12 protein-coding genes are annotated in these 18,851 nt (G+C 74.9%); 3 read left to right on the forward strand and 9 right to left on the reverse strand.

Going from position 1 to position 18,851, the window contains the following annotated elements:
• Window positions 1–53: 53 nt before the first annotated feature.
• The 3 genes from ABD292_RS21500 to ABD292_RS21510 all read left to right on the forward strand — a co-directional run bounded on the left by ABD292_RS21500 (window position 54) and on the right by ABD292_RS21510 (window position 5,117).
• Window positions 54–1,709 (forward strand): ABC transporter ATP-binding protein, encoded by a 1,656-nt coding sequence (locus ABD292_RS21500; protein WP_344209888.1) that lies wholly within the window; start codon window positions 54–56, stop codon window positions 1,707–1,709.
• A complete protein-coding gene (locus ABD292_RS21505) occupies window positions 1,706–3,439 on the forward strand; it encodes an ABC transporter ATP-binding protein (RefSeq protein WP_344209890.1) in 1,734 nt (577 codons plus the stop codon). Before ABD292_RS21500 ends, ABD292_RS21505 begins: the two co-directional genes overlap by 4 nt.
• A 106-nt stretch (window positions 3,440–3,545) precedes the next feature.
• A complete protein-coding gene (locus tag ABD292_RS21510; RefSeq protein ID WP_344209892.1) occupies window positions 3,546–5,117 on the forward strand; it encodes an amidohydrolase family protein in 1,572 nt (523 codons plus the stop codon).
• Between the two features lie 4 nt (window positions 5,118–5,121).
• On the opposite strand, the gene ABD292_RS21515 is transcribed toward ABD292_RS21510, so the two are convergent.
• From ABD292_RS21515 to ABD292_RS21555, 9 genes are all read right to left on the reverse strand, one after another.
• On the reverse strand, window positions 5,122–6,045 hold the full coding sequence (locus tag ABD292_RS21515) for an aminoglycoside phosphotransferase family protein (protein WP_344209894.1): 924 nt from the start codon (window positions 6,043–6,045) through the stop codon (window positions 5,122–5,124).
• 15 nt (window positions 6,046–6,060) lie between these two features.
• On the reverse strand, window positions 6,061–7,422 hold the full coding sequence (locus ABD292_RS21520; RefSeq protein ID WP_344209897.1) for a type III PLP-dependent enzyme domain-containing protein: 1,362 nt from the start codon (window positions 7,420–7,422) through the stop codon (window positions 6,061–6,063).
• Window positions 7,423–7,565: 143 nt separating this feature from the next.
• On the reverse strand, window positions 7,566–9,788 hold the full coding sequence (locus ABD292_RS21525; RefSeq protein ID WP_344209899.1) for a PucR family transcriptional regulator: 2,223 nt from the start codon (window positions 9,786–9,788) through the stop codon (window positions 7,566–7,568).
• A gap of 46 nt (window positions 9,789–9,834) precedes the next feature.
• Complete coding sequence (locus tag ABD292_RS21530) at window positions 9,835–10,302, reverse strand: DoxX family protein (protein WP_344209901.1); 468 nt, start codon at window positions 10,300–10,302, stop codon at window positions 9,835–9,837.
• A gap of 214 nt (window positions 10,303–10,516) precedes the next feature.
• Window positions 10,517–11,182 (reverse strand): rhomboid family intramembrane serine protease, encoded by a 666-nt coding sequence (locus ABD292_RS21535; protein ID WP_344209903.1) that lies wholly within the window; start codon window positions 11,180–11,182, stop codon window positions 10,517–10,519.
• Between the two features lie 43 nt (window positions 11,183–11,225).
• Entirely contained in the window at window positions 11,226–13,880 is a 2,655-nt protein-coding gene (locus tag ABD292_RS21540) for an HAD-IC family P-type ATPase (RefSeq protein ID WP_344209906.1), read from the reverse strand.
• Complete coding sequence (locus tag ABD292_RS21545; RefSeq protein WP_344209908.1) at window positions 13,864–14,208, reverse strand: ArsR/SmtB family transcription factor; 345 nt, start codon at window positions 14,206–14,208, stop codon at window positions 13,864–13,866. Before ABD292_RS21545 ends, ABD292_RS21540 begins: the two co-directional genes overlap by 17 nt.
• Before the next feature lie 47 nt (window positions 14,209–14,255).
• Entirely contained in the window at window positions 14,256–14,564 is a 309-nt protein-coding gene (locus tag ABD292_RS21550) for an STAS domain-containing protein (protein WP_344209910.1), read from the reverse strand.
• On the reverse strand, window positions 14,561–18,727 hold the full coding sequence (locus tag ABD292_RS21555; protein WP_344209912.1) for a SpoIIE family protein phosphatase: 4,167 nt from the start codon (window positions 18,725–18,727) through the stop codon (window positions 14,561–14,563). Before ABD292_RS21555 ends, ABD292_RS21550 begins: the two co-directional genes overlap by 4 nt.
• Between the last annotated feature and the right edge of the window lie 124 nt (window positions 18,728–18,851).

Here is an 18,851-nt window from a genome sequence, read left to right on the forward strand (position 1 = left end):
GTCGGACATGTTAGGTTAGGCTCGCCTTACTGTCGATCTTCGGGGAGCGCCGCTTGCACACCGGGCGGGACGTACTGCTGCGCACGGTCGCGAGCCAATGGCGCAGGCTGGCCGGGGGCTCGCTGCTCGGCGCCGGTCACCAGGCGGGCGAGGCCCTGGTGCCCGTCCTCATCGGGGTCGCCATCGACCAGGCCGTCGCGGGCGGCGACTGGGGACGGCTGCTCCTGTGGCTGGCGGTGCTCGCCGCCGTCTACGTCGGCCTGTCGTTCAGCTACCGCTTCGGCGCCCTCGTCGGCGAGCGCGCCGCCGAGGAGGCCGCGCACGAGCTGCGCATCGCCGTCGTCGCCCGGGTGCTGCACCCCGGCGGCGGCGCCGAGGACCGCCTGCCCGGCGCGCTGACCGGCATCGCCACCGAGGACGTACGGCGGGTCGGCGCGGTCCTGATGGCGGTGCTGGCCGGCGTCGCCGGGCTCACCGGCCTGGTCGTGGCCGGGGTGCTGCTGCTCAACACCTCGGTCCAGCTCGGGCTGATCGTGCTGGCCGGCACGCCGGCGCTGCTGTGGCTCGGGCACCTGCTCGGCAAGCCCCTGGAACGCCGCAGCGCCGTCGAGCAGGAGCACGCCGCGCGCGCCTCGGGCATGGCCGCCGACCTGGTGACCGGGCTGCGGGTGCTCAAGGGGATCGGCGCCGAACGGGCCGGGATCGAACGCTACCGGCGGACCAGCCGCGAATCCCTCGCCGCCACGCTGCGCGCCTCCCGCGCCGAGGCCCTGCAGAACGGCGTGGTGCTCGCGCTCACCGGGGCCTTCATCGCGCTGATCGCGCTGGCCGGCGGCTACTTCGCCACCGCCGGCGACATCACGCTCGGGCAGCTCGTCTCCGCGGTCGGGCTGGCACTCTTCCTCCAGGGTCCGCTGCAGCTCTTCGCCTGGGTGAACGCCGACTTCGCGCAGGCCAGGGCGTCGGCCGCGCGGGTCGCCGCGCTGCTGTCCGCGCCGCCCGCCGTGCCCGCCGGCGACCGCGAGCCGCCCGAGGACGTGGCGGGCGCGCTCCGGCTGCGCTCGGTCAGCTACGGGCCGCTGCGGGACCTCGACCTGGACATCGCAACCGGCGAGCTGGTGGGGGTGGCCGCCACCGATCCCGCGGCGGCCACGTCCCTGGTGCGCTGCCTGGCGCGGCAGGCCGACCCCGAGGCCGGGACGGTGGAGCTCGACGGCGTGCCGCTGCGCGACCTCGACCCCGGACGGCTGCGGGAGTCGGTGCTGGTGGCCGAGCACGACGCGGTCCTCTTCGAGGGCACCGTCGCCACCAACGTCGGCCAGGCCCCGGAGGCCGCCGTCGCCGAGGCCCTGGAGGCCGCGGGCGCGGGGGACATCCCGCCCGGCACCCCGGTCAGCGAACGCGGCGGCTCGCTCTCCGGCGGCCAGCGCCAGCGGGTTGCGCTGGCGCGGGCGCTCGCCGCGGCCCGCCCGGTGCTCGTCCTGCACGACCCCACCACCGCCGTGGACGCCGTCACCGAGACCAGGATCGCCGACGGCATCAGCCGCCTGCGCCGCGACCGCACGACCGTGCTGGTGACCACCAGCCCCGCCCTGCTCGCGGTGGCCGACCGGGTGCTGCTGCTGCACGAGGGCCGCGTCGCCGACGAGGCGCCCCACGCCGACCTGCTGCGCCGCAACCCCGGCTACCGGGCGGCGGTGCTCGCATGACCGCTCGCATGACCAGGGAGCTGCTGCCGACCGCGACGCCGGCCCGTACCCGGGCGGCCGTCCTGCGGATCGTGCGCCCGCACCGGCGGACCGCCGTGGCCGGGTTCGGCCTGCTGATCGTGGCCACCTCCGTGGGCCTGCTCATCCAGCCGCTGCTCGGCCACATCGTGGACCTGGTGGCCGGCCGCGAGCGGGCGGCGGCGCTGGCCGTGCCCGCCGCGCTGCTGGTGCTGGTCGGCCTGGTCCAGGGGGCGCTGACCGCCTGGGGCCTGACGCTGGTGGCCAGGCTGGGCGAGACCGCCCTCGCCGACCTGCGCGAACGTTTCGTCGAGCGGGCCCTCGCCCTGCCGCTCGACCGCGTGGAACGGGCCGGCTCCGGCGACCTCACCGCCCGCGTCACGGGCGACGTGGCGCGGGTCGCCGAGGCCGTGCGCTCGGCGCTGCCCGCGCTGGCCCAGTCGCTGCTGTCGATCGTCCTGACGCTGGCCGCCCTCGCGCTGCTCGACTGGCGGTTCCTGGTGGCGGCGCTGCTCGCCGTGCCGGTGCAGGCGCACACCGCCCGCTGGTACGTGCGCAACGCGGTGCCGCTCTACGCGGCCCAGCGGGTGGCGACCGGCGAGCAGCAGCAGCAACTGCTCGACACGATCGCGGGGGCGTCCACCGTACGGGCCTTCCGTACCGAGCCGGAGCACCTGGAGCGGGTCGCCGGCCGTTCGCGGGCCGCGGTGGAGCTGACGATGCGCGGGGTGCGGCTGATGCTGCGCTTCTACAGCCGCCTCCACGTCGCCGAGTACGTCGGCCTGGCCGCGGTGCTCGCGGCCGGGGTGCTGCTGGTCCGCGACGGCTCGGCCACGATCGGCACCGCCACGGCCGCCGCGCTGTACTTCCACAACCTCTTCGGCCCGATCAACACCGCCCTGGCCCTGCTGGACGACGCCCAGGCGGCCACCGCCAGCCTGGCCCGCGTCGTCGGCGTGGCCGACGCCGCACCCGCCGGCCCCGTACCTGTCCGGGACCAGAACGGAGGCGGGGTGAGCGTGCGCGGCCTCGCCCACGCGTACGAGCCCGGCGACCCTGTGCTGCACGACGTTGACCTCGACATCCGCCCCGGCGAGCGGGTCGCGCTGGTCGGGGCGAGCGGCGCGGGCAAGACCACGCTGGCCAAGCTGGTCGCCGGCGTCCACGAGCCCACCGCCGGCACCGTCGAGACGCCGCCCGGCGTCGCCATGGTGACCCAGGAGGTGCACGTCTTCGCCGGCACGCTGGCCGACGACCTGCGCCTCGCCCGCCCGGACGCCACCGACGACGACCTGCGCGCGGCCCTCGCCACCGTGGACGCCCTCGCCTGGGCGGAGGCGCTGCCCGACGGCCTCGCGACGGTCGTCGGCGCGGGCGGGCACCGCCTGACCGGCGCCCAGCGGCAGCAGCTCGCGCTGGCCCGGCTGGTGCTGGCCGACCCTGCGGTGGCGGTGCTCGACGAGGCCACGGCCGAGGCGGGCAGCGTCGGCGCCCGCGTGCTGGAGCGGGCGGTCGAGCGGGCCGTGGACGGGCGTACCGCGCTCATCGTCGCCCACCGGCTCACCCAGGCCGCCACGGCGGACAGCGTGGTGGTGATGGAGGACGGCCGGGTCGTGGAACGCGGCTCGCATGACGACCTGCGTGCCGCGGGCGGCCGGTACGCCGCCCACTGGTCGGCCTGGACCGACCACCGCCCCCATGAGGACGGCTGAGTTGCCGAACCGTTAGACGAGTGAGGCTCATGTTCGTCTTGCCGAGCCCGCGAGCGCGATGGATGCTGACGGCGACCCCGGTCACCCCGCCTGGGAGGTGGTCCCCGTGTTCCACACGCTCAGGACGGCCGCGGCCGTCCTCCTCCTGGCCGGCGCGCTGGTCGCGCCGGCCTCCCCCGCTCCCGCCGCCGCCGCCTCCCCCGCTCCGGTGAGCGGCTTCGTCGACGGCCACAGCCATCTGTTCTCGTACGAGACGTTCGGCGGCATGCTGATGTGCGGCAAGCCGTTCGATCCCGGCGGCATCGCGCGCGCCCTGGCCGACTGCCCCGACCACTACCCGGACGGCCGGCTCGCCTGGTACGAGAACTTCACCCGCACCGGCTCCCCCACCGGCACCCACGACCCCGTCGGCTGGCCCACCTTCCGCGACTGGCCGGCGCACGACTCGCTGACCCACCAGCAGGCGTACTACACCTGGGTCGAGCGCGCCTGGCGGGGCGGGCTTCGGGTGCTGGTCAACCACCTGGTGGCCAACCGGCAGCTCTGCGCCATCTACCCGCTGAAGAAGTACTCCTGCGACGAGATGACCTCCATCAGGCTCCAGGCGCAGCGCGCCCGCGAGCTGCAGGCCCACATCGACGCCGAGTCGGGCGGCCCCGGACGGGGCTGGTTCCGCATCGTCGCCGACCCCGCGGAGGCCAGGCAGGTGATCGGGGCGGGCAAGCTGGCCGTCGTGCTCGGCGTCGAGACCTCCGAGCCGTTCGGCTGCCGCCAGATCCTCGGCGTTCCGCAGTGCACCAAGGCCCAGATCGACCAAGGTCTGGACGAGATGCGGGCGCTCGGCGTGCGCACCATGTTCGTCTGCCACAAGTACGACAACGCGCTGTGCGGCGTGCGCTTCGACTCCGGCACCCAGGGCGCGATCGTCAACGTCGGCAACCTGCTCGGCACCGGCTCGTTCTGGCAGGCCCGCACCTGCACCGGCCCCGAGCACGACAACACGATCGACCCGGCCGGCGTGCTCCCCGACCAGATCGTCCGGCTGCTCCCGCCCGGCGTGTCGCTGCCGCTCTATCCGCCGGCGCCGCACTGCAACACCCGCGGCCTGACCGCGCTCGGCGAGTACATGGTCCAGGGCATGATCAGGCGCGGCATGCTGATCGAGCTCGACCACATGAGCGTCAAGGCCGCCGGCCGTACGCTCGACCTGCTGGAAGCGGCCCGCTACCCCGGCGTCGTCTCCTCGCACAGCTGGGCCGACCCGAACTTCCTCCCCCGCATCTACGCCCTCGGCGGCATGGTCACCCAGTACGGCCACGACGCCACGGAGTTCGTCGCGGAGTGGCGGCGCACCGCGCCGCTGCGGCAGCGCTACCAGGTGCCGGGTTACGGCTACGGGCTCGACGTCAACGGCATGGGCCGGCTGCCCGGACCGCGCGCCGGCAACGCCGCGAACCCGGTGACGTATCCGTTCACCTCCTACGACGGGAGCGTGGTGCTGGACCGGCCGCGCACCGGCGAACGCGTCTGGGACGTCAACGTGGACGGGGTGGCCCACTACGGCCTGGTCCCCGACTGGATCGAGGACATGCGGCACCTCGCCGGCCCAGACCTGGTCCGCGACCTCGCGGCGGGCGCGGAGTCGTACCTGCGGACGTGGGAGGCCGCCACGTCGTGAGCTCCTACCGCCGGCTCAGTAGGACGTCGGCGATGGCGACCTGGGCGGGTCCCAGCGTCGCCTTGCCGTCCTCGACGTCCCACAGGGCGTTCTGCAGCACCCGGCCGAGCGTCCAGCCGATCGCCCGGTCCCGGTCCAGGCCGAGGACCTCGGTCAGCAGGTCGAAGCGCCGCAGCACCGCGCGAGCCACGTCACCGGTGGCCTCCACCTCGTCCCACCGGTTGTCGAGCGCCGGCAGCAGCTCGAACCCCGGGTCGCCGGCCAGCGGCTCGGGGTCGATCGCCAGCCAGGGCTCCCGCTCCCCGGCGAGCACGTTGTCGTAGTGCAGATCCCAGTGCAGCAGGCGGTCGCCGGGCTCACCCGTCAGCTCGGCCACGGCGGACGCGCAGGTGCGCACCAGCCGCTGTTCTGCGGGGTCACGCAGGGCCCGCACCGCCTCCGGGACCTGGTCGAGCATGGCGGCGGCGATGTCCGACAGCCGCCGCAGGCCCGGCGGGGCGGGCACCGCGGTCAGCCGTGCCATCAGCTCGGCCAGGATCCGCAGCGCCTTGGTGTCGTCGGCGACCGAGGACAGCGGCCTGGCCGCGTCCAGCCGCTCCAGCAGCTGCGTGGCGCTGCTCTCGTCATGGTCGAGCAGGCGCACGATCCCGTCGCCGTCCCACGCCCGCAGGCCGGCCGCGGTGCCGGCGGTCTCCTCCCGCGGCTGCTGCAGCTTCAGCACGGCGCGCGTCCCGTCGGCCCGGAGCACGGGCAGGACCAGCGACGCCATGCCGTGAGCGGGCGGACCGTCCGGCCGCAGCTCCCAGCGGTCCAGGAACTCGCCGCCCACCCGGGGCAGCTCGGCGAGCCACGCCCGCGCCTCGGCGCCCTGCCTGCCGTAGGAAGCGGCGAACGCCTCAGGAACATCGACGGTGATCAACTCGGCCACGACTGCCAGCCTAGGTCAGACGGCCGACTCCAGGAGGCCGCCCAGTGCGCCCGCGTACGCCAGGCCGCTGGTCGCCGCGATCTCGTCGAGGGTCTGCGCGGGCCGTACGGTGGCCAGGCGCACCTCACCGCCGTCCGCGACCGTGAAGCCGTGCACCCCCGGGTACGGCAGGCTGTTGTACGCCCACGGCGTCGAGAAGTAGTAGGCCCCGGTGTCGCGCAGCACGACGACGTCGCCCTCCGCCAGCTCCGGCAGCTCCCTGGCGTGCGCGACCACGTCCCCGGCGAAGCAGCACGGCCCGGCCACGTCCTGCGCCAGGAGCGGGCCGTCCTTGGGCAGCCCGTCGGCGTCGAACGCGGCCACCCGCAGCGGCCACGCCTCCGGCATGAACACCGTCCGGGTCGCGACCTGCGCGCCCGCGTGCGTGATCGCGATCCGCCGCCCGCCCGCGTCCTTGGTGTACTCGACCAGGGCGGCGATGAAGCCGTTCTTGGCCAGCAGGGAGCGGCCGAACTCGGTGACCAGCGCGTACCGACCGTCGAGGATCCCGGGGACGGCGGCCTGGAGCGCGGCCACGTACTCGGCGAAGGTGGGGGTGGTCTCGTCGTCGGCGAAGTTCACCGGCAGGCCGCCGCCGATGTCGAGGCTGGTGATCCGGCGCTCGCCCAGGACGGCGTTGATCTCCTCGGCCAGCGCGTACGTCTCCGCGATGCCCGCCGCGATCAGCTCCAGCGGGCAGCCCTGGGAGCCGACGTGCGCGTGCAGACGGGTCAGCCAGGGACGCTCGGCGAAGGCGCGCACCACGCGCTCGCGGTTGCCGGGGTCGCGCAGCGTCACCCCGAACTTGGACGTGGCCGTCGCCGTGCTCATCGCGCCGATGGAGCCGCCGCCCACCTGCGGGTTCACCCGCAGCCCGACGACCGACGCGGACCCTGGCGCGCGCAGCTCGTCGATGCGGCGCAGCTCGTCGAGGTTGTCGGCGTTGACCGCGACCCCGAGCGCCAGCGCCTCGGCCAGCTCCGCACGCGTCTTGGCGGGCGAGTCGAGGACGATGTCGCCGGGCGCGAACCCGGCATCGAGCGCGATACGCAGCTCGCCCGGGCTGGCGACCTCGCAGCCCATGCCCTGCTCGGCGAGCAGCCGCAGGACCGGGATCAGGGACGCGGCCTTGGCGGCGAACGTGTGCAGCACCCGGGGCGCGGGGGCGAACGCCTCGCGCAGGGCGGCGACCGAGTCGCGCACCCCCTCGACGTCGACGAACCCGGCCACCGGGTGGGCCGGGCCGACCGCGCCGGTCCTGACCGCGTGCCGGACGACATCGGCCACCCGGTCGGCGGTGGTGCGGGCGGGGGAGAGCGTGGAACTGCCGTGGATCACGGTACGGGGCTCCTGGACGGACACGGGGGGTGCGTGGCTTTCGGATGGGTACGAAAACAGATTCGGGCATGCGACCGTCGATCGTCTTCGTCCGGCAGGCCAAAGGTCACGGACCGTTCTGTCCGTTCGGCCAAAGGATCAGGTCAGCGCGGGCGGGTGGCCAGGCGGACCGCGAGGGTGAGCATGAGCCGGGTGTCGGGGTCGTCCAGGTCCACGCCGTACCGGTCGCGGACGCGGCGCAGGCGGTAGCGCAGGGTGTTGGGGTGCAGGACCAGCCGCTTGGCCGCGCGGCCGACGTCACAGGAGGCGTCCAGGTACGCGGCGAGCGAACGGACCAGCTCGCCACCCGCCGCGAGATCGCCCCGCACGAGGTCGTACACCGGCCCGCTCCCCCGCTCCCAGACCGGCCACACCGCGTCCAACACCCGCTGCACATCCAGAGCCGCCCCCAACTCAGCCGCCGACGCATGCCGCCGCACCCTCGGCCCCTCCCCAGCCGCCCGTTGCTCACCGGCGCCCCACCCGCGACCGGCCGACTCGCCACCGGCCCGTCCACCACCGGCCGGTCCACCACCGGCCCGTCCACCACCGGCCCGTGCACCACCGGCCCGTGCACCACCGGCCGACCTGCCGCCTGCCGACCCGCCACCAGTCGGCCCGCCACCGGCCGCCGGGTCCTGCGCGGCGCTCGCCGCCCGCTCGCGCAGCACCCGGACGACCAGCTCGGCGTCCGCGCGGGAGTCGGCGGCCCGCAGCGGAGACGGCACGATCGGGCCCGCCCCCACGAACACCGGCCCCGCACCTCCCAGTGAGGCGGCCAGGGTGTCCAGCTCACGAGCCAGGGCGAGCACATCCCGCTCAGCCCCCCGCCGTACCGGCACCAGCGCCATCACCCGCCCCCCGTCCCGCAACACCCGAATCCCGGCCCGGTAGGAGGCGGCCTGCACGGCCAACAACCCCATCACCCGCTCCAACCCCGCCTCCCGCTGCCCGACCGCGCCGACGGACGGGTCGGCGGACGGGACCGCCGCCGGGGCGACGGACCAACCGGCCCTCGGCGCACCCGCCGAGGCGGCAGGGGTGACGGCGGGCGCGGCGGTGAGTGGCGCGACCGGCGGCTCAGCGGGCATGGCAGCCGGCGGCGCGGCAGACGACGACGGGGCAGCCGACGGCGCGACAGACGGGTCGACAGCCGGTGGGGCAGCTGGCGGGACAGCCGGCGGGGCGGCATCCGACGGGGTCCCGGGCGCGACGGCGGGCGGCGCGAGGGGCGAGGCGACGGACCAACCGGCCGGCGGCGCGGCAGTCATCGGCGGGGGCGGGGTGGGAGTTGCGGGGGCGGTGGGCTGGGGGTTCACAGCGTTGGCGGGGTCGGTGGGGTCGGCGATGACGACTGCGCAGGGCAGGTCCGGGGCGAGGCCGAGGGTCCAGGCGTGGGTGCTCATGTCCCCGCGCCCGCCCAGCAGCCCGCGCAGCGCGTGCTCCTCGCGCCGCCGCGCGCCGCTCTCCCGTAGCCGGTGCTGCACCAGGTACGGCACCGCCACCTCGGCCGCCCGCCGCAGCGCCCGCGCCGCGCCCTCGGTGAACGGGCGGCCGGCGTCCGCGGCGGCCCAGATGGAGCCGAGCATCTCCCGCCCGCTGCGGATGGCGATGATGAGCCGTTCCGGGCTGGAGCCGTCGGCGGGCCGGTGGATCACCTCGTCCGAGGACCACAACGTACGCAGCAGGCCGCTGCGCCGCAGCTCCTCCACCCGCCAGTCCGGCACCCGGCCGCCGAGAATGGTGGAGCGGCGCAGCTCGTCGGCCTCGGGCCCGATGGCGGAGTAGGCCAGCACCCGGAACGCGGTGTCCTCGATGGTGATCGACCCGCCGGTGAACTCGGCCACCGCCGAAGCCAGCGCCGCGAGCCCGCCGCCGGCCGTGACGTCGGCCATCCGGTCCCCGCGCCCGGCTCCGGCGTAGGCGGCGGCCGAGCGCACCAGGGTGGCCACGTCGTCCCAGTCGGCCCAGGCGGCGCGGGCGAGCAGCGCGACGCCGGCCCGCTCCGCGACCGCGACCACGGACGGCGCTCCCGCCTCCCCGGGCACGTCTTCGGGGTCGAGGCCGGGGTGATCGCGCAGCACGACCGCGGCGGCCCCGCGCCCGGCGGCCTCGCGGACGAAGTCGTGCACCGACGGCAGCACCCCCACCGCCAGCACGATCCGCCCCGCGTACGAGCGGGCCGCCCCCTCCTCCCCGATGATCATCCCGGTGATGGCCACGTCCTGCCCGGAGGGCGCGAGCAGCAGCCGCAGGATGCCGCCCTCGTCGAAGGCGAGCAGCTCGCGCAGGGTGAGTCCGGTGTCACGGGTGGCGCGGGCGGTCATGCCGGGGAGCATACGGAAGTGGCCTGACCTCCCCAGCACTCGGGGCTCACAGCGCGGCGCGGGCAGGGACCAGGCGGGCGCCGAGGGCGCGGGCGCCGATCACCAGGGCCGCGGCGGCGAGGACGATGTCCTTGAAGATGTACTGCGCCTCCAGCGTGGGCGCACCGGGGAACAGGTCGGTGAAGAACAGCACGTACGGGGCGAAGAACCCGGCCAGCGCACCGGCCATCACCACCAGCCCGGTCTTCAGCAGCCGGCCCGTCACCAGCGTGAGGCCGATGAAGACCTCCAGCCCGGCGATCACGGCCTGCGCCGCGTACCCCGACAGCAGGCCCATGGACAGCCGCTCCAGCGTGGCCACCGACAGCGCCTCGGCCGGGCTCACCCCCGGGAAGAACTTGAGCGTCCCGAAGGCCACGAAGACCAGCCCGAGACTGATCCGCAGGATGTCGATGCTGTGCCGGCTGAGCCAGGCGGCCAGCTTGGAGAGCATGGTCTCGATGGCGGCGGTCATGTCGCGCTCCCTGTCTGAAGAAGTCGTTTGCGTCGTGCTCAAGACTCCTGAATCGGGAGGCGCCGGACATCCGGCCTCGGGCGGCACTCCTGCTACGCCGCCACGGGTACGGCGGGGTCAGGGTCTACCGCCCCGGTCCTCAGGGGCCCGCCCCTAGGGGACGGCGATCACCACGTCGGGCGCCCGGGGCGCGTACTCCGCCGGGCGTACGCGCTCAGAGACCGAGGTCGTCCAGTTCCTTGTGGAGGGACGAACGCGAGCCGCCGGAAGCGGGCGAGGCGGCGGGCTTGAGGGCGGCGGCCCTGCGGTCGCGGAAGATCCAGCCGCCCAGCGTGCCGGCGAGGAACCCGAACAGGTGCGCCTGCCAGCCGATCCCCTCCTGCGGCAGCAGCCCGGTGAACTGGTAGGCGAAGGACAGCGCCATGACCACGCCGATCACGATGTCGATCAGGTGCCGGTCGAAGACGCCGCGGACCAGGACGTACCCGAAATATCCGAAGACGACGCCGCTCGCCCCCGCCCCGACGGCGTCCGGGTCCGCGGTGAACCACTCCCCGAGGCCGCTGACCAGGACGATGAGCGCCGTCACGCTGAGGAACTTGGCCACACCGCGATAGGCGGCGAGGAAGCCGAAGACGAACAGCGGCCCGGAGTTGCCCTCGATGTGCTCCCAGCTCCAGTGCAGGAACGCCGAGGAGATGATGCCGGGCAACGTCTCCGGGTTCCACGCCTGCACGCCGTACTCACGGCTGAGCGCGTAGCCGGACAGCCAGTTGGGGATCTGCAGGACCCAGATGACGGCCAGGAACCCGACCATCACCCATAACGCCTTGCGGGCCTCCGCGATCATGATTTCGGCCGTCTGGCCCCTGGACTCCATCGGTCCGCTCCCTTGGTCGATCATGCACCGGGCGGACCAAGTATCACGGCTTGCGTCTCGTACGGGTAGTCAGGGCCAGAAGCACCCCGGCGTACAGCACCAGCACCAGCAGCAGCCACAACAGGCTCGTGACGGGCAGCGCGACCAGCCCCAGCGCCGGCGCGAGCGGCGAGATCGGCAGCAGCAGGCCGGCCGCCGCGAGCGCGCCCGTGGCCAGGCCGAGCGGGCGCGACACCCGCGCGACGGGACGCAGGAGCAACATGATGGCGGCCTGGGTGAGCACGTTCTCGACCAGCCAGCCGGTGTGGAAGGCCGACTCGTCGTGCGTGCCGTGGACGCGGGTCAGCACCGCGAACGTGACCAGGTCGACGCCCGCGTTCACCAGGCCGAACCCCGTGATGAAGCGGAGCACGGCCTGCCGCCGCAGCCGGAACGGGCGGCGCAGCACGGCCGGGCCCGGCCGTTCGAAGGCGAGGGCGAGCTGCGCGGCGTCGAAGCAGAGGTTCTGGGCGAGCACCTGGACCGGCAGCATCGGCAGGAACGGCAGCGCCAGCCCGGCGACCAGCATGGCGATCACGTTGCCCAGGTTCGAGGACAGGGCGATGCGCAAGTAGGTGACGATGTTGCCGCTGCTGCGCCGGCCCACGACGACCGCCTGGCCGATGGCCGACAAATCCTTGCCGGCCAGCACGACGTCGGCGGCCTCGCGGGTGACGTCCACGGCGGCGCGCGGGCAGATGCCGACGTCGGCGGCGCGCATGGCGGGCAGGTCGTTGACGCCGTCGCCGAGGAAGCCGACCGTGTGCCCGGCGGCGCGCAGGGCGCGTACCACGCGGGCCTTCTGCTCGGGCGTGCAGCGGGCGATCACCGTGGCCCGTTCGGCCATGGCGGCGGTGAGGCCGGCCGCGTCGGCCACCTCGCCCGCCTCCAGGCCCAGCTCACGGCAGATCCTGGCCGCCGTGCCCGGGTGGTCGCCGGTCAGGATCTTGACCTTGACGCCACGGCGGGCCAGCACCGCGAGGGCTGCGGCGGCGTCCGGGGAGGGCTCGTCGGCCAAGGTGACGAAGCCGACGAGGGTGAGCCCGCGCTCGCCGACCTCGTCCAGACCGGCCGGAGGGGATGCCCCCCAGCGGGCCACGGCGTCCAAGCCGACTTGAGACGCGCCCCCGTGCGCCCCGGCATCCAGGCCGGGGACGGACGCGGCCCCACGCGCCACGGCGTCCGGGCCGGGGACGGACGCCGCCCCGCGGGCCACGGCCAGGACGCGCGCGCCGGACCGCGCCAGCGCCGCGGCGGTGGCGCTCGCGCGCCGCCGCTCGCGCTCGCCGATCGCGCACCGCTCCAGCACCGCCTCGACGGCGCCCTTGACCACCACGACGACGTCCTCGCCGTCCCGTACGAGCGCGCGGGACACCCGGGTCAGCGGGTCGAACGGCACCGCGTCCAGCCCCTCGACCTCGCCCAGCTCAGGGGCGCCGGCGAGGATGGCCTCGTCGAGCGGGTCGGGGGCGGGCGGGTCGGCGAGGTGCAGCGTCACCAGGCCGTTGACGGCCGCCCAGCGCAGCGGCTCGGGGTCGGGCCGCCCGCCGGGACCGACGGACCCGCTCAGCACCGGGCGGTCGCGCGTGAGCGTGCCGGTCTTGTCCATGCACAGGACGTCGATCGCGCCCATGTCGGGCAGCGCGGACAGCCGTTTGACGATCACTCCGCGCCGCGCCAGCAGCGCAGACCCCCTGGCCAGGACGGTGGTCACCACGACGGGCAGCATCTCGGGCGTCAGCCCGACCGCCACGGCCACCGCGAACGGCAGCGCCTCCAGCCCCTTGCCGCGCAGCACCGCGTTGGCGACCAGGGCGACCGGCGGGATGACCAGCATCCCCCGGACCAGGATCCAGGAGAGCCCGTACACGGACCGGTCGAAAGCCGACGTCCGCCGCGCGCCCCGCCGCCGGGAGAGCCGCGATCCCGACCGCGTTCCTGACCGCGTTCCTGACCGCGTTCCTGGCCGCGTTCCTGGCGGGGGCCCGGCGTAGGCGCCGGCGAAGCGGGTGGCGGCTCCCGTGGCGGTCACCACGGCGAGCGCGCTGCCCGAGGCCACGCTGCTCCCCTGCCACAGCAGGTGCTCGTCGCCGTCCGGCAGGTCGAGCGCCCGCTTGGCCACCGGCGCCGACTCCCCGGTGAGCTGCGCCTGGTGCACGGTCAGGCCGTTGGCCCGCAGCAGCCGCGCGTCGGCGGGCACCAGGTCGCCGGGGCCCAGCTTGATCACGTCGCCGGGCACGAGCTGGTCGGCGGGGATCTCCCGTTCCTCCGGCTCGGCGTCCTTCGTCGCCCGCCGCCGTACGGTCGTCGTCGTGGCGACCAGCCGGCGCAGCGCGGCCGTCGAGCGGTCGGCGCGATGCTCGCCGTTGGAGCGCAGCAGGCAGCTCACCGCGACCAGGAGGACGATGACGCCCGCCGTCGCCCAGGACGCGATGAGCGCGCTGACCAGCCCCAGCCCCAGCAGCACCAGCGTGAACGGGTCGCGCACGCTGCGGAGCAGCCGGCGCGGCAAGGTGGGGGGCAGCCGGGACGGTACGACGTTCTCGCCGTGGTCGAGCAGCCGCGCCTCGGCGTCGGCGGTCACGAGGCCGCGCGGACCGGTCTCCAGCCGCCGCAGGACCCGGAGCGGGGTGTCGGCCGCCTCAGGCGCCCAGACCACGGGCGTGCTCCCCGGGGCCCCGCCGCTCGGCGAGCCGGCCGACCAGGCCCTGCACCGTGGTCACGATGTCCTGGTCGTCGATGAGGTAGACCACCCTGCGGCCCTCGCGCCGCGACCGGACCAGGCCCGCCAGCTTGAGCTTGGCCAGGTGCTGGCTGACCGCGGGCAGCGCGCCGCCCACCCGTTCCGCCAGCCCGGACACGTCGCACTCGCCCTGCGCGAGGGCCCACACGATGTGCAGCCGGGACGGCGAGGACAGCAGCCCGAACACGGCCGCCGCCTGGTCGAGCACCTCGGCCGGCGGGTCGAGCCTCTCGTTGGCCGCCATCTTCCCCCTTTTACTCCCGGCAGCGGTCAAGTCTGGGAACACCGCCGCTACCGGCCGTCGTCGGTGAGGCCCTCGACGGTGGTGAGGTCGGCCAGCCCTGAGATCGTCAGTACGGGTTCGAGCAGCGGGTTGGCGACCAGCCGGATGCGTTCGACGTGGGAGAACAGCACGGTCAGGCCCGCGCTGTCCAGATATTCGACCGCGCTCAGGTCGACCAGCACCGTGCCGTCGCCGTCGGCGCCCGCCAGGGCCTCGTCCAGCGCGCCGGCGTTGCTCATGTCGATCTCGCCCGCGCAGGCGAGGACCAGGGTGCCGTCCGGCCGCTGCGAGGCGACCACGGTGAGAGGTGCGGTCATCGGGAGATCCTCGTCTGCAGGTCGACGGTGGTCCCGGCGGCGCCGGGCTGGATGGTGACCTCGTTCATCAGGGCGCGCATGAGCGCGACGCCCCGTCCGCGGTGCGGATTGGCCTCGGGTTCGGGGATCTTCCAGCGGCCGGTGTCGGTGACGGTGAGGCGCAGGCCGCTGCCGGTGGCGACCGCCCGCAGGCGGATCGTCCGGCCGGGGGCGTCGCGGTGCCCGTGCTCGATGGCGTTGGCGCACGCCTCGCCCGCCGCCACGAGCACGTTCTGCAGCTGCGCGGGGGCGAGCTGGCAGCGGCTCAGCCAGTCGCGGAGCGCCGCGCGCACGGGGGCGAGCTGGCTGGACTCGGCGGGGAAGGCGACCTCCAGCGGGGCGGGCTGGCGGTAGAGGAGCAGCGCGACGTCGTCGCTGAAGCCGCCGTCCGGGGTGAGGCTGGCCATGACCTCGCTCGCGAGCGCCTCGATGGGGGTGGCCCGGCCCGCCTGCACGGCCGCGCTGGCCTCGTCGATGCCGGCCGTCAGCGGACGCCGGCGCCGCTCCACCAGCCCGTCGGTGTAGACGAGCAGCGTGGACCGGGGCGGCATGGTGCACCTCGCCTCCGGCCGCGCCTTGCCCGTCGGCACCGCGAGCGGGGCCGACCGGCCGCCCTGGAGGAGCTCGGTGCTGCCGTCGGCGTGGGCGAGGATGCCGGGCGGGTGGCCGGCGCTGGAGTAGACGAGGTCGCCGGTGACGGTGTCGAGCACGCCGCAGAAGGCGGTGGTGCACTTGGCGCCGGGGATGAGCGCGGCGAACCGGTCGAGCGCGGTGAACACCTGCGCGGGGCCGGCGTCCTGGAGCAGCAGGGCCCGGCAGGCGCTGCGCAGCTGCCCCATGACGGCGGCGGCCTCCAGCCCGCGCCCCACGCAGTCGCCGACCACGATGCCGATGCGCCCTTCGGCCAGCGGCACGATGTCGTACCAGTCGCCGCCGACCTCCAGGGGGCGGCCGGCCGGCTCGTAGCGGACGGCGAAGCCGTCGGGCAGCTCGGACGGGCCCAGGATGGCCCGCTGGAGCGCCACGGCCGCCTCGCGCTGCTGGTCGAGCTGGTGGACCCGGTGCAGTCCCTGGCCGAGGTGACCGGCGAGCAGCGCGAGCAGGGTCTGGTCCTCGCCGGTGAAGGGCCGGTTCTGGCCCAGGTCCACCCAGACGGTGAGCAGGCCCTCGGGGTGTTCCAGGGTGATGCCGGCGCCGTCCGCGCCGGGCGCGACCGGGCGGAGTGGCGGCTGCTCGCGCAGCGCCGTCAGCTTCTCCCGCAGCTCTTCCGGCAGGTCCGGCCAGTCGCCGCCCGCGGGGGCGCGGACCAGGCCGAGCGGCCGGCCGTCGTTCCACACGGCGGCGAGCACCTGCCGGGCCCGCCACACCTCCTGCAACGCCTCCAGCCCGCCGGCCAGGGCGTCGGTCAGGTTGCCGGCCTGGGAGACGCGCATGCTGAGCGCGGCGAGCGCGCTCTCGCGCTGCACGAGGTAGTGCTCGGCGGTGACGTCGCGCACCGTGCCCACGACGCGGCGGCGGCGGGTGTCGGGGTCGGTGACCGCGTTGAAGGTGACCGTGATCCACACGTGGTGCCCGTCCCGGTGGGTGACGGGGACGTCGACGCTGCCCCTGCCCTCGCGCATCATGCGTTCGAACGCCTCGGCGACCTGCGCGTGCGCCTGTGGATCGGCGTCGGCGTCCGGCCACCAGGGGTGCTCGGGGGTGTACGGCAGGTCCTCGGGCCCGTAGCCGAGGATGTCGGTGAAGGCCGAGTTGACCTCGATCACCGCGCCGGTCTCGTCGGTGACGAAGAACCCCTCCTGCAACGAGTCGATCATGGCGCTGCGCCACCGGGTGTGGTGGTTGCGCATCCGCGCCAGCTCCACGTTGGCCCGCGCCCGCGCCAGCAGCTCGGCGGCGGAGAACGGCTTGACCAGGTAGTCGTCGGCGCCCGCCTCCAGGCCCTCGATCGAGTCCTCCTGGCCGGCGCGGGCCGACAGCAGCAGCACCGGAACGCCGGCGGTGCGCGGGTCGGACCGCAGCGCCGAGACCAGGGCCAGGCCGTCGAGGCGCGGCATCATGACGTCGCTGACCACGAGGTCGGGCGCGTCCGCGCGGACGGCGTCCAGGGCCTCCAGCCCGTCGCCGACGGCGGTGACCTGGTAGCCGGCGCCCCTGAGCAGCCGGAGGAGGTATTCGCGCATGTCGCTGTTGTCGTCGGCGATCAGCACGCGGGGCGCCGGGCCGCCGTCCGGAGCCGGCACGCCGGCCACGGCGGGGACCTCGGCCGCCGCCTGGGCGGCCTCGTCGTCCTCGGGGAGCCAGCGCAGGGCCTCCTGGACGTACGGGTCGGCGCCGGCCGTGACCGTCTCCGCCGCCCCGGGCGCGATGATGCTGCCGGGAGGCAGGTGCGCGACGCCGAAGGGCAGCCGGACGGTGAACGTCGTGCCCTCGTCCTCGGTGCTCTCGGCGGAGACGGTGCCGCCGTGCAGGCCGACCAGCTCCTGCACCAGGGCCAGCCCGATGCCGCTGCCCTCGTGGGAGCGCGAACGGGCGCTCTCGATCCGGTGGAACCGCTCGAACAGCCGCGGCAGCTCCTCGGCCGGGATGCCGATGCCGGTGTCGGTGACCGTCACCACCGCGTGCCCGTCGTGCTCGCGCACGCTGACGCCGATTGAGCCGTCGAAGGTGAACTTCAGCGCGTTGCTCAGCAGGTTGAGCACGACCTTCTCCCACATGCTCCGGTCGAGGTGGACCGGCTCGGGGAGCGGGAGGACGTCGACCACGAACTCCAGCCCGGCCTTGTCGATCGCGGAGCGGAAGACGCTGGCCAGCTCGGCGGTGACGGCCGCGAGGTCCACCGGCTCGTAGCGGGCCTGCATGCGGCCGGCTTCGAGGCGGGAGAAGTCGAGCAGCGTGTTGACGAGCTTGCCGAGGCGCAGCGCGTTGCGGTGGATGACGTCGAGGTCCTGGCGGACCTGCGGGGCGCCGTCGGCGAGCGCGCCGCGCAGCTCCTGCACCGGCCCCATGATCAGGGTGAGCGGGGTGCGGAACTCGTGGCTGATGTTGGAGAAGAACACGGTCTTCGCCCGGTCCAGCTCGGCCAGCTCCTCGGCCCGCCGCTGCTGGGCCTGGTAGCTGCGGGCGGAGGAGATGCCGGCCGCGACGTGGCCGGCGGCCAGCTCGAGGAAGCCGCGGTAGCCGTCGTCCAGCGGCCGGTACCGGTTGAGCGCGGCCACCAGGAACCCGTACGGCGCGCCGCCCTGCTGGAGCAGCGGCACCACGAGCGCCTGCGTGGGCGGCTCGCTCCAGTGCCCGGACGGCAGGCCGGCGAACGGCGCGCCGTCGAGCGCCACCAGCTCGGTCTCGCCCCGGGCCGGCGCGGCGAGCGGCCACACCGGGTCGGGGTCGCCTGCGGGCAGAACGGATGGGGCCGCCGGGTGCCCGGCCGGGATGCCGGTCGCCTCGGCCAGCCGCGCGCCGCCGTCGTCGTCGAACAGATAGGTGAGGGTGAAGGGGAGGTCCTGCGGGTTGTGCCCGAGCTGGCGGCAGGCGAAGGCCAGCATCTCCTGCTCGGTGCGCACCACGCTGGGGTCGGAGCCGAGGTCGCGCAGGGTCGCCATGCGCCGCTCGCCGACGACCCGCTCGGTCTCCTCGCTGACCACGCAGAGCATGCCGACCACGGCGCCGTCGTCGTCGCGCAGCGGGCTGTAGGAGAAGGTGTGGTAGGTCTCCTCCGGATAGCCGGCCCGCTCCAGGAACAGCAGCAGCGCCTCGTCCCAGGTGGCCCGGCCCGTGTCCAGCACGGTGTGGATGCGGGGGCCGATGTCGTCCCAGATCTCCGCCCACACCTCGCTGGCCGGGCGGCCGAGCGCCCACGGGTATTTCCTGCCGAGCGTGTCGCGGCGGTAGGCGGCGTTGCAGAAGAACGTGAGCTCCGGCCCCCACGCCATCCACATGGAGAAGCGGGACGACAGCAGGATGCTCACGGCCGTCTGGAGGCTCTGCGGCCACTCCTCGGGGGGGCCGAGCGGGGTGGCGCGCCAGTCCACCACGGCGAGGTCGCGGCCGATCTCGTCGTCCACGGTGAAGATCCCGGCCCCGGCCGCCGGCACCGGGCCGCGTTCAGCGTCGTCGCGTGCCACACGAGACCCTTTCGTTCGTTGCCGGGCAGGTCAGACACCAGCTCGCCAGTACGTAGAATAGGGCAGATCACCCCATGGCTCGTGCCCCTCTCCCCCAGGCGCGAGGACCCACACCCCTCTCTCA

The sequence above is a fragment of the Nonomuraea bangladeshensis genome (genome assembly GCF_039529455.1).
Classification (GTDB): Bacteria; Actinomycetota; Actinomycetes; order Streptosporangiales; family Streptosporangiaceae; genus Nonomuraea; species Nonomuraea bangladeshensis.

Excerpts from the sequence above, each read along its gene's own strand:
- ABD292_RS21505 (WP_344209890.1), top strand. The coding sequence starts at position 1,706 with ATGACCGCTCGCATGACCAGGGAGCTGCTGCCGACCGCGACGCCGGCC.
- ABD292_RS21525 (WP_344209899.1), bottom strand. The coding sequence starts at position 9,788 with ATGACCGCCCGCGCCACCCGTGACACCGGACTCACCCTGCGCGAGCTG.
- ABD292_RS21530 (WP_344209901.1), bottom strand. The coding sequence starts at position 10,302 with ATGACCGCCGCCATCGAGACCATGCTCTCCAAGCTGGCCGCCTGGCTC.
- ABD292_RS21535 (WP_344209903.1), bottom strand. The coding sequence starts at position 11,182 with ATGGAGTCCAGGGGCCAGACGGCCGAAATCATGATCGCGGAGGCCCGC.
- ABD292_RS21545 (WP_344209908.1), bottom strand. The coding sequence starts at position 14,208 with ATGGCGGCCAACGAGAGGCTCGACCCGCCGGCCGAGGTGCTCGACCAG.
- ABD292_RS21550 (WP_344209910.1), bottom strand. The coding sequence starts at position 14,564 with ATGACCGCACCTCTCACCGTGGTCGCCTCGCAGCGGCCGGACGGCACC.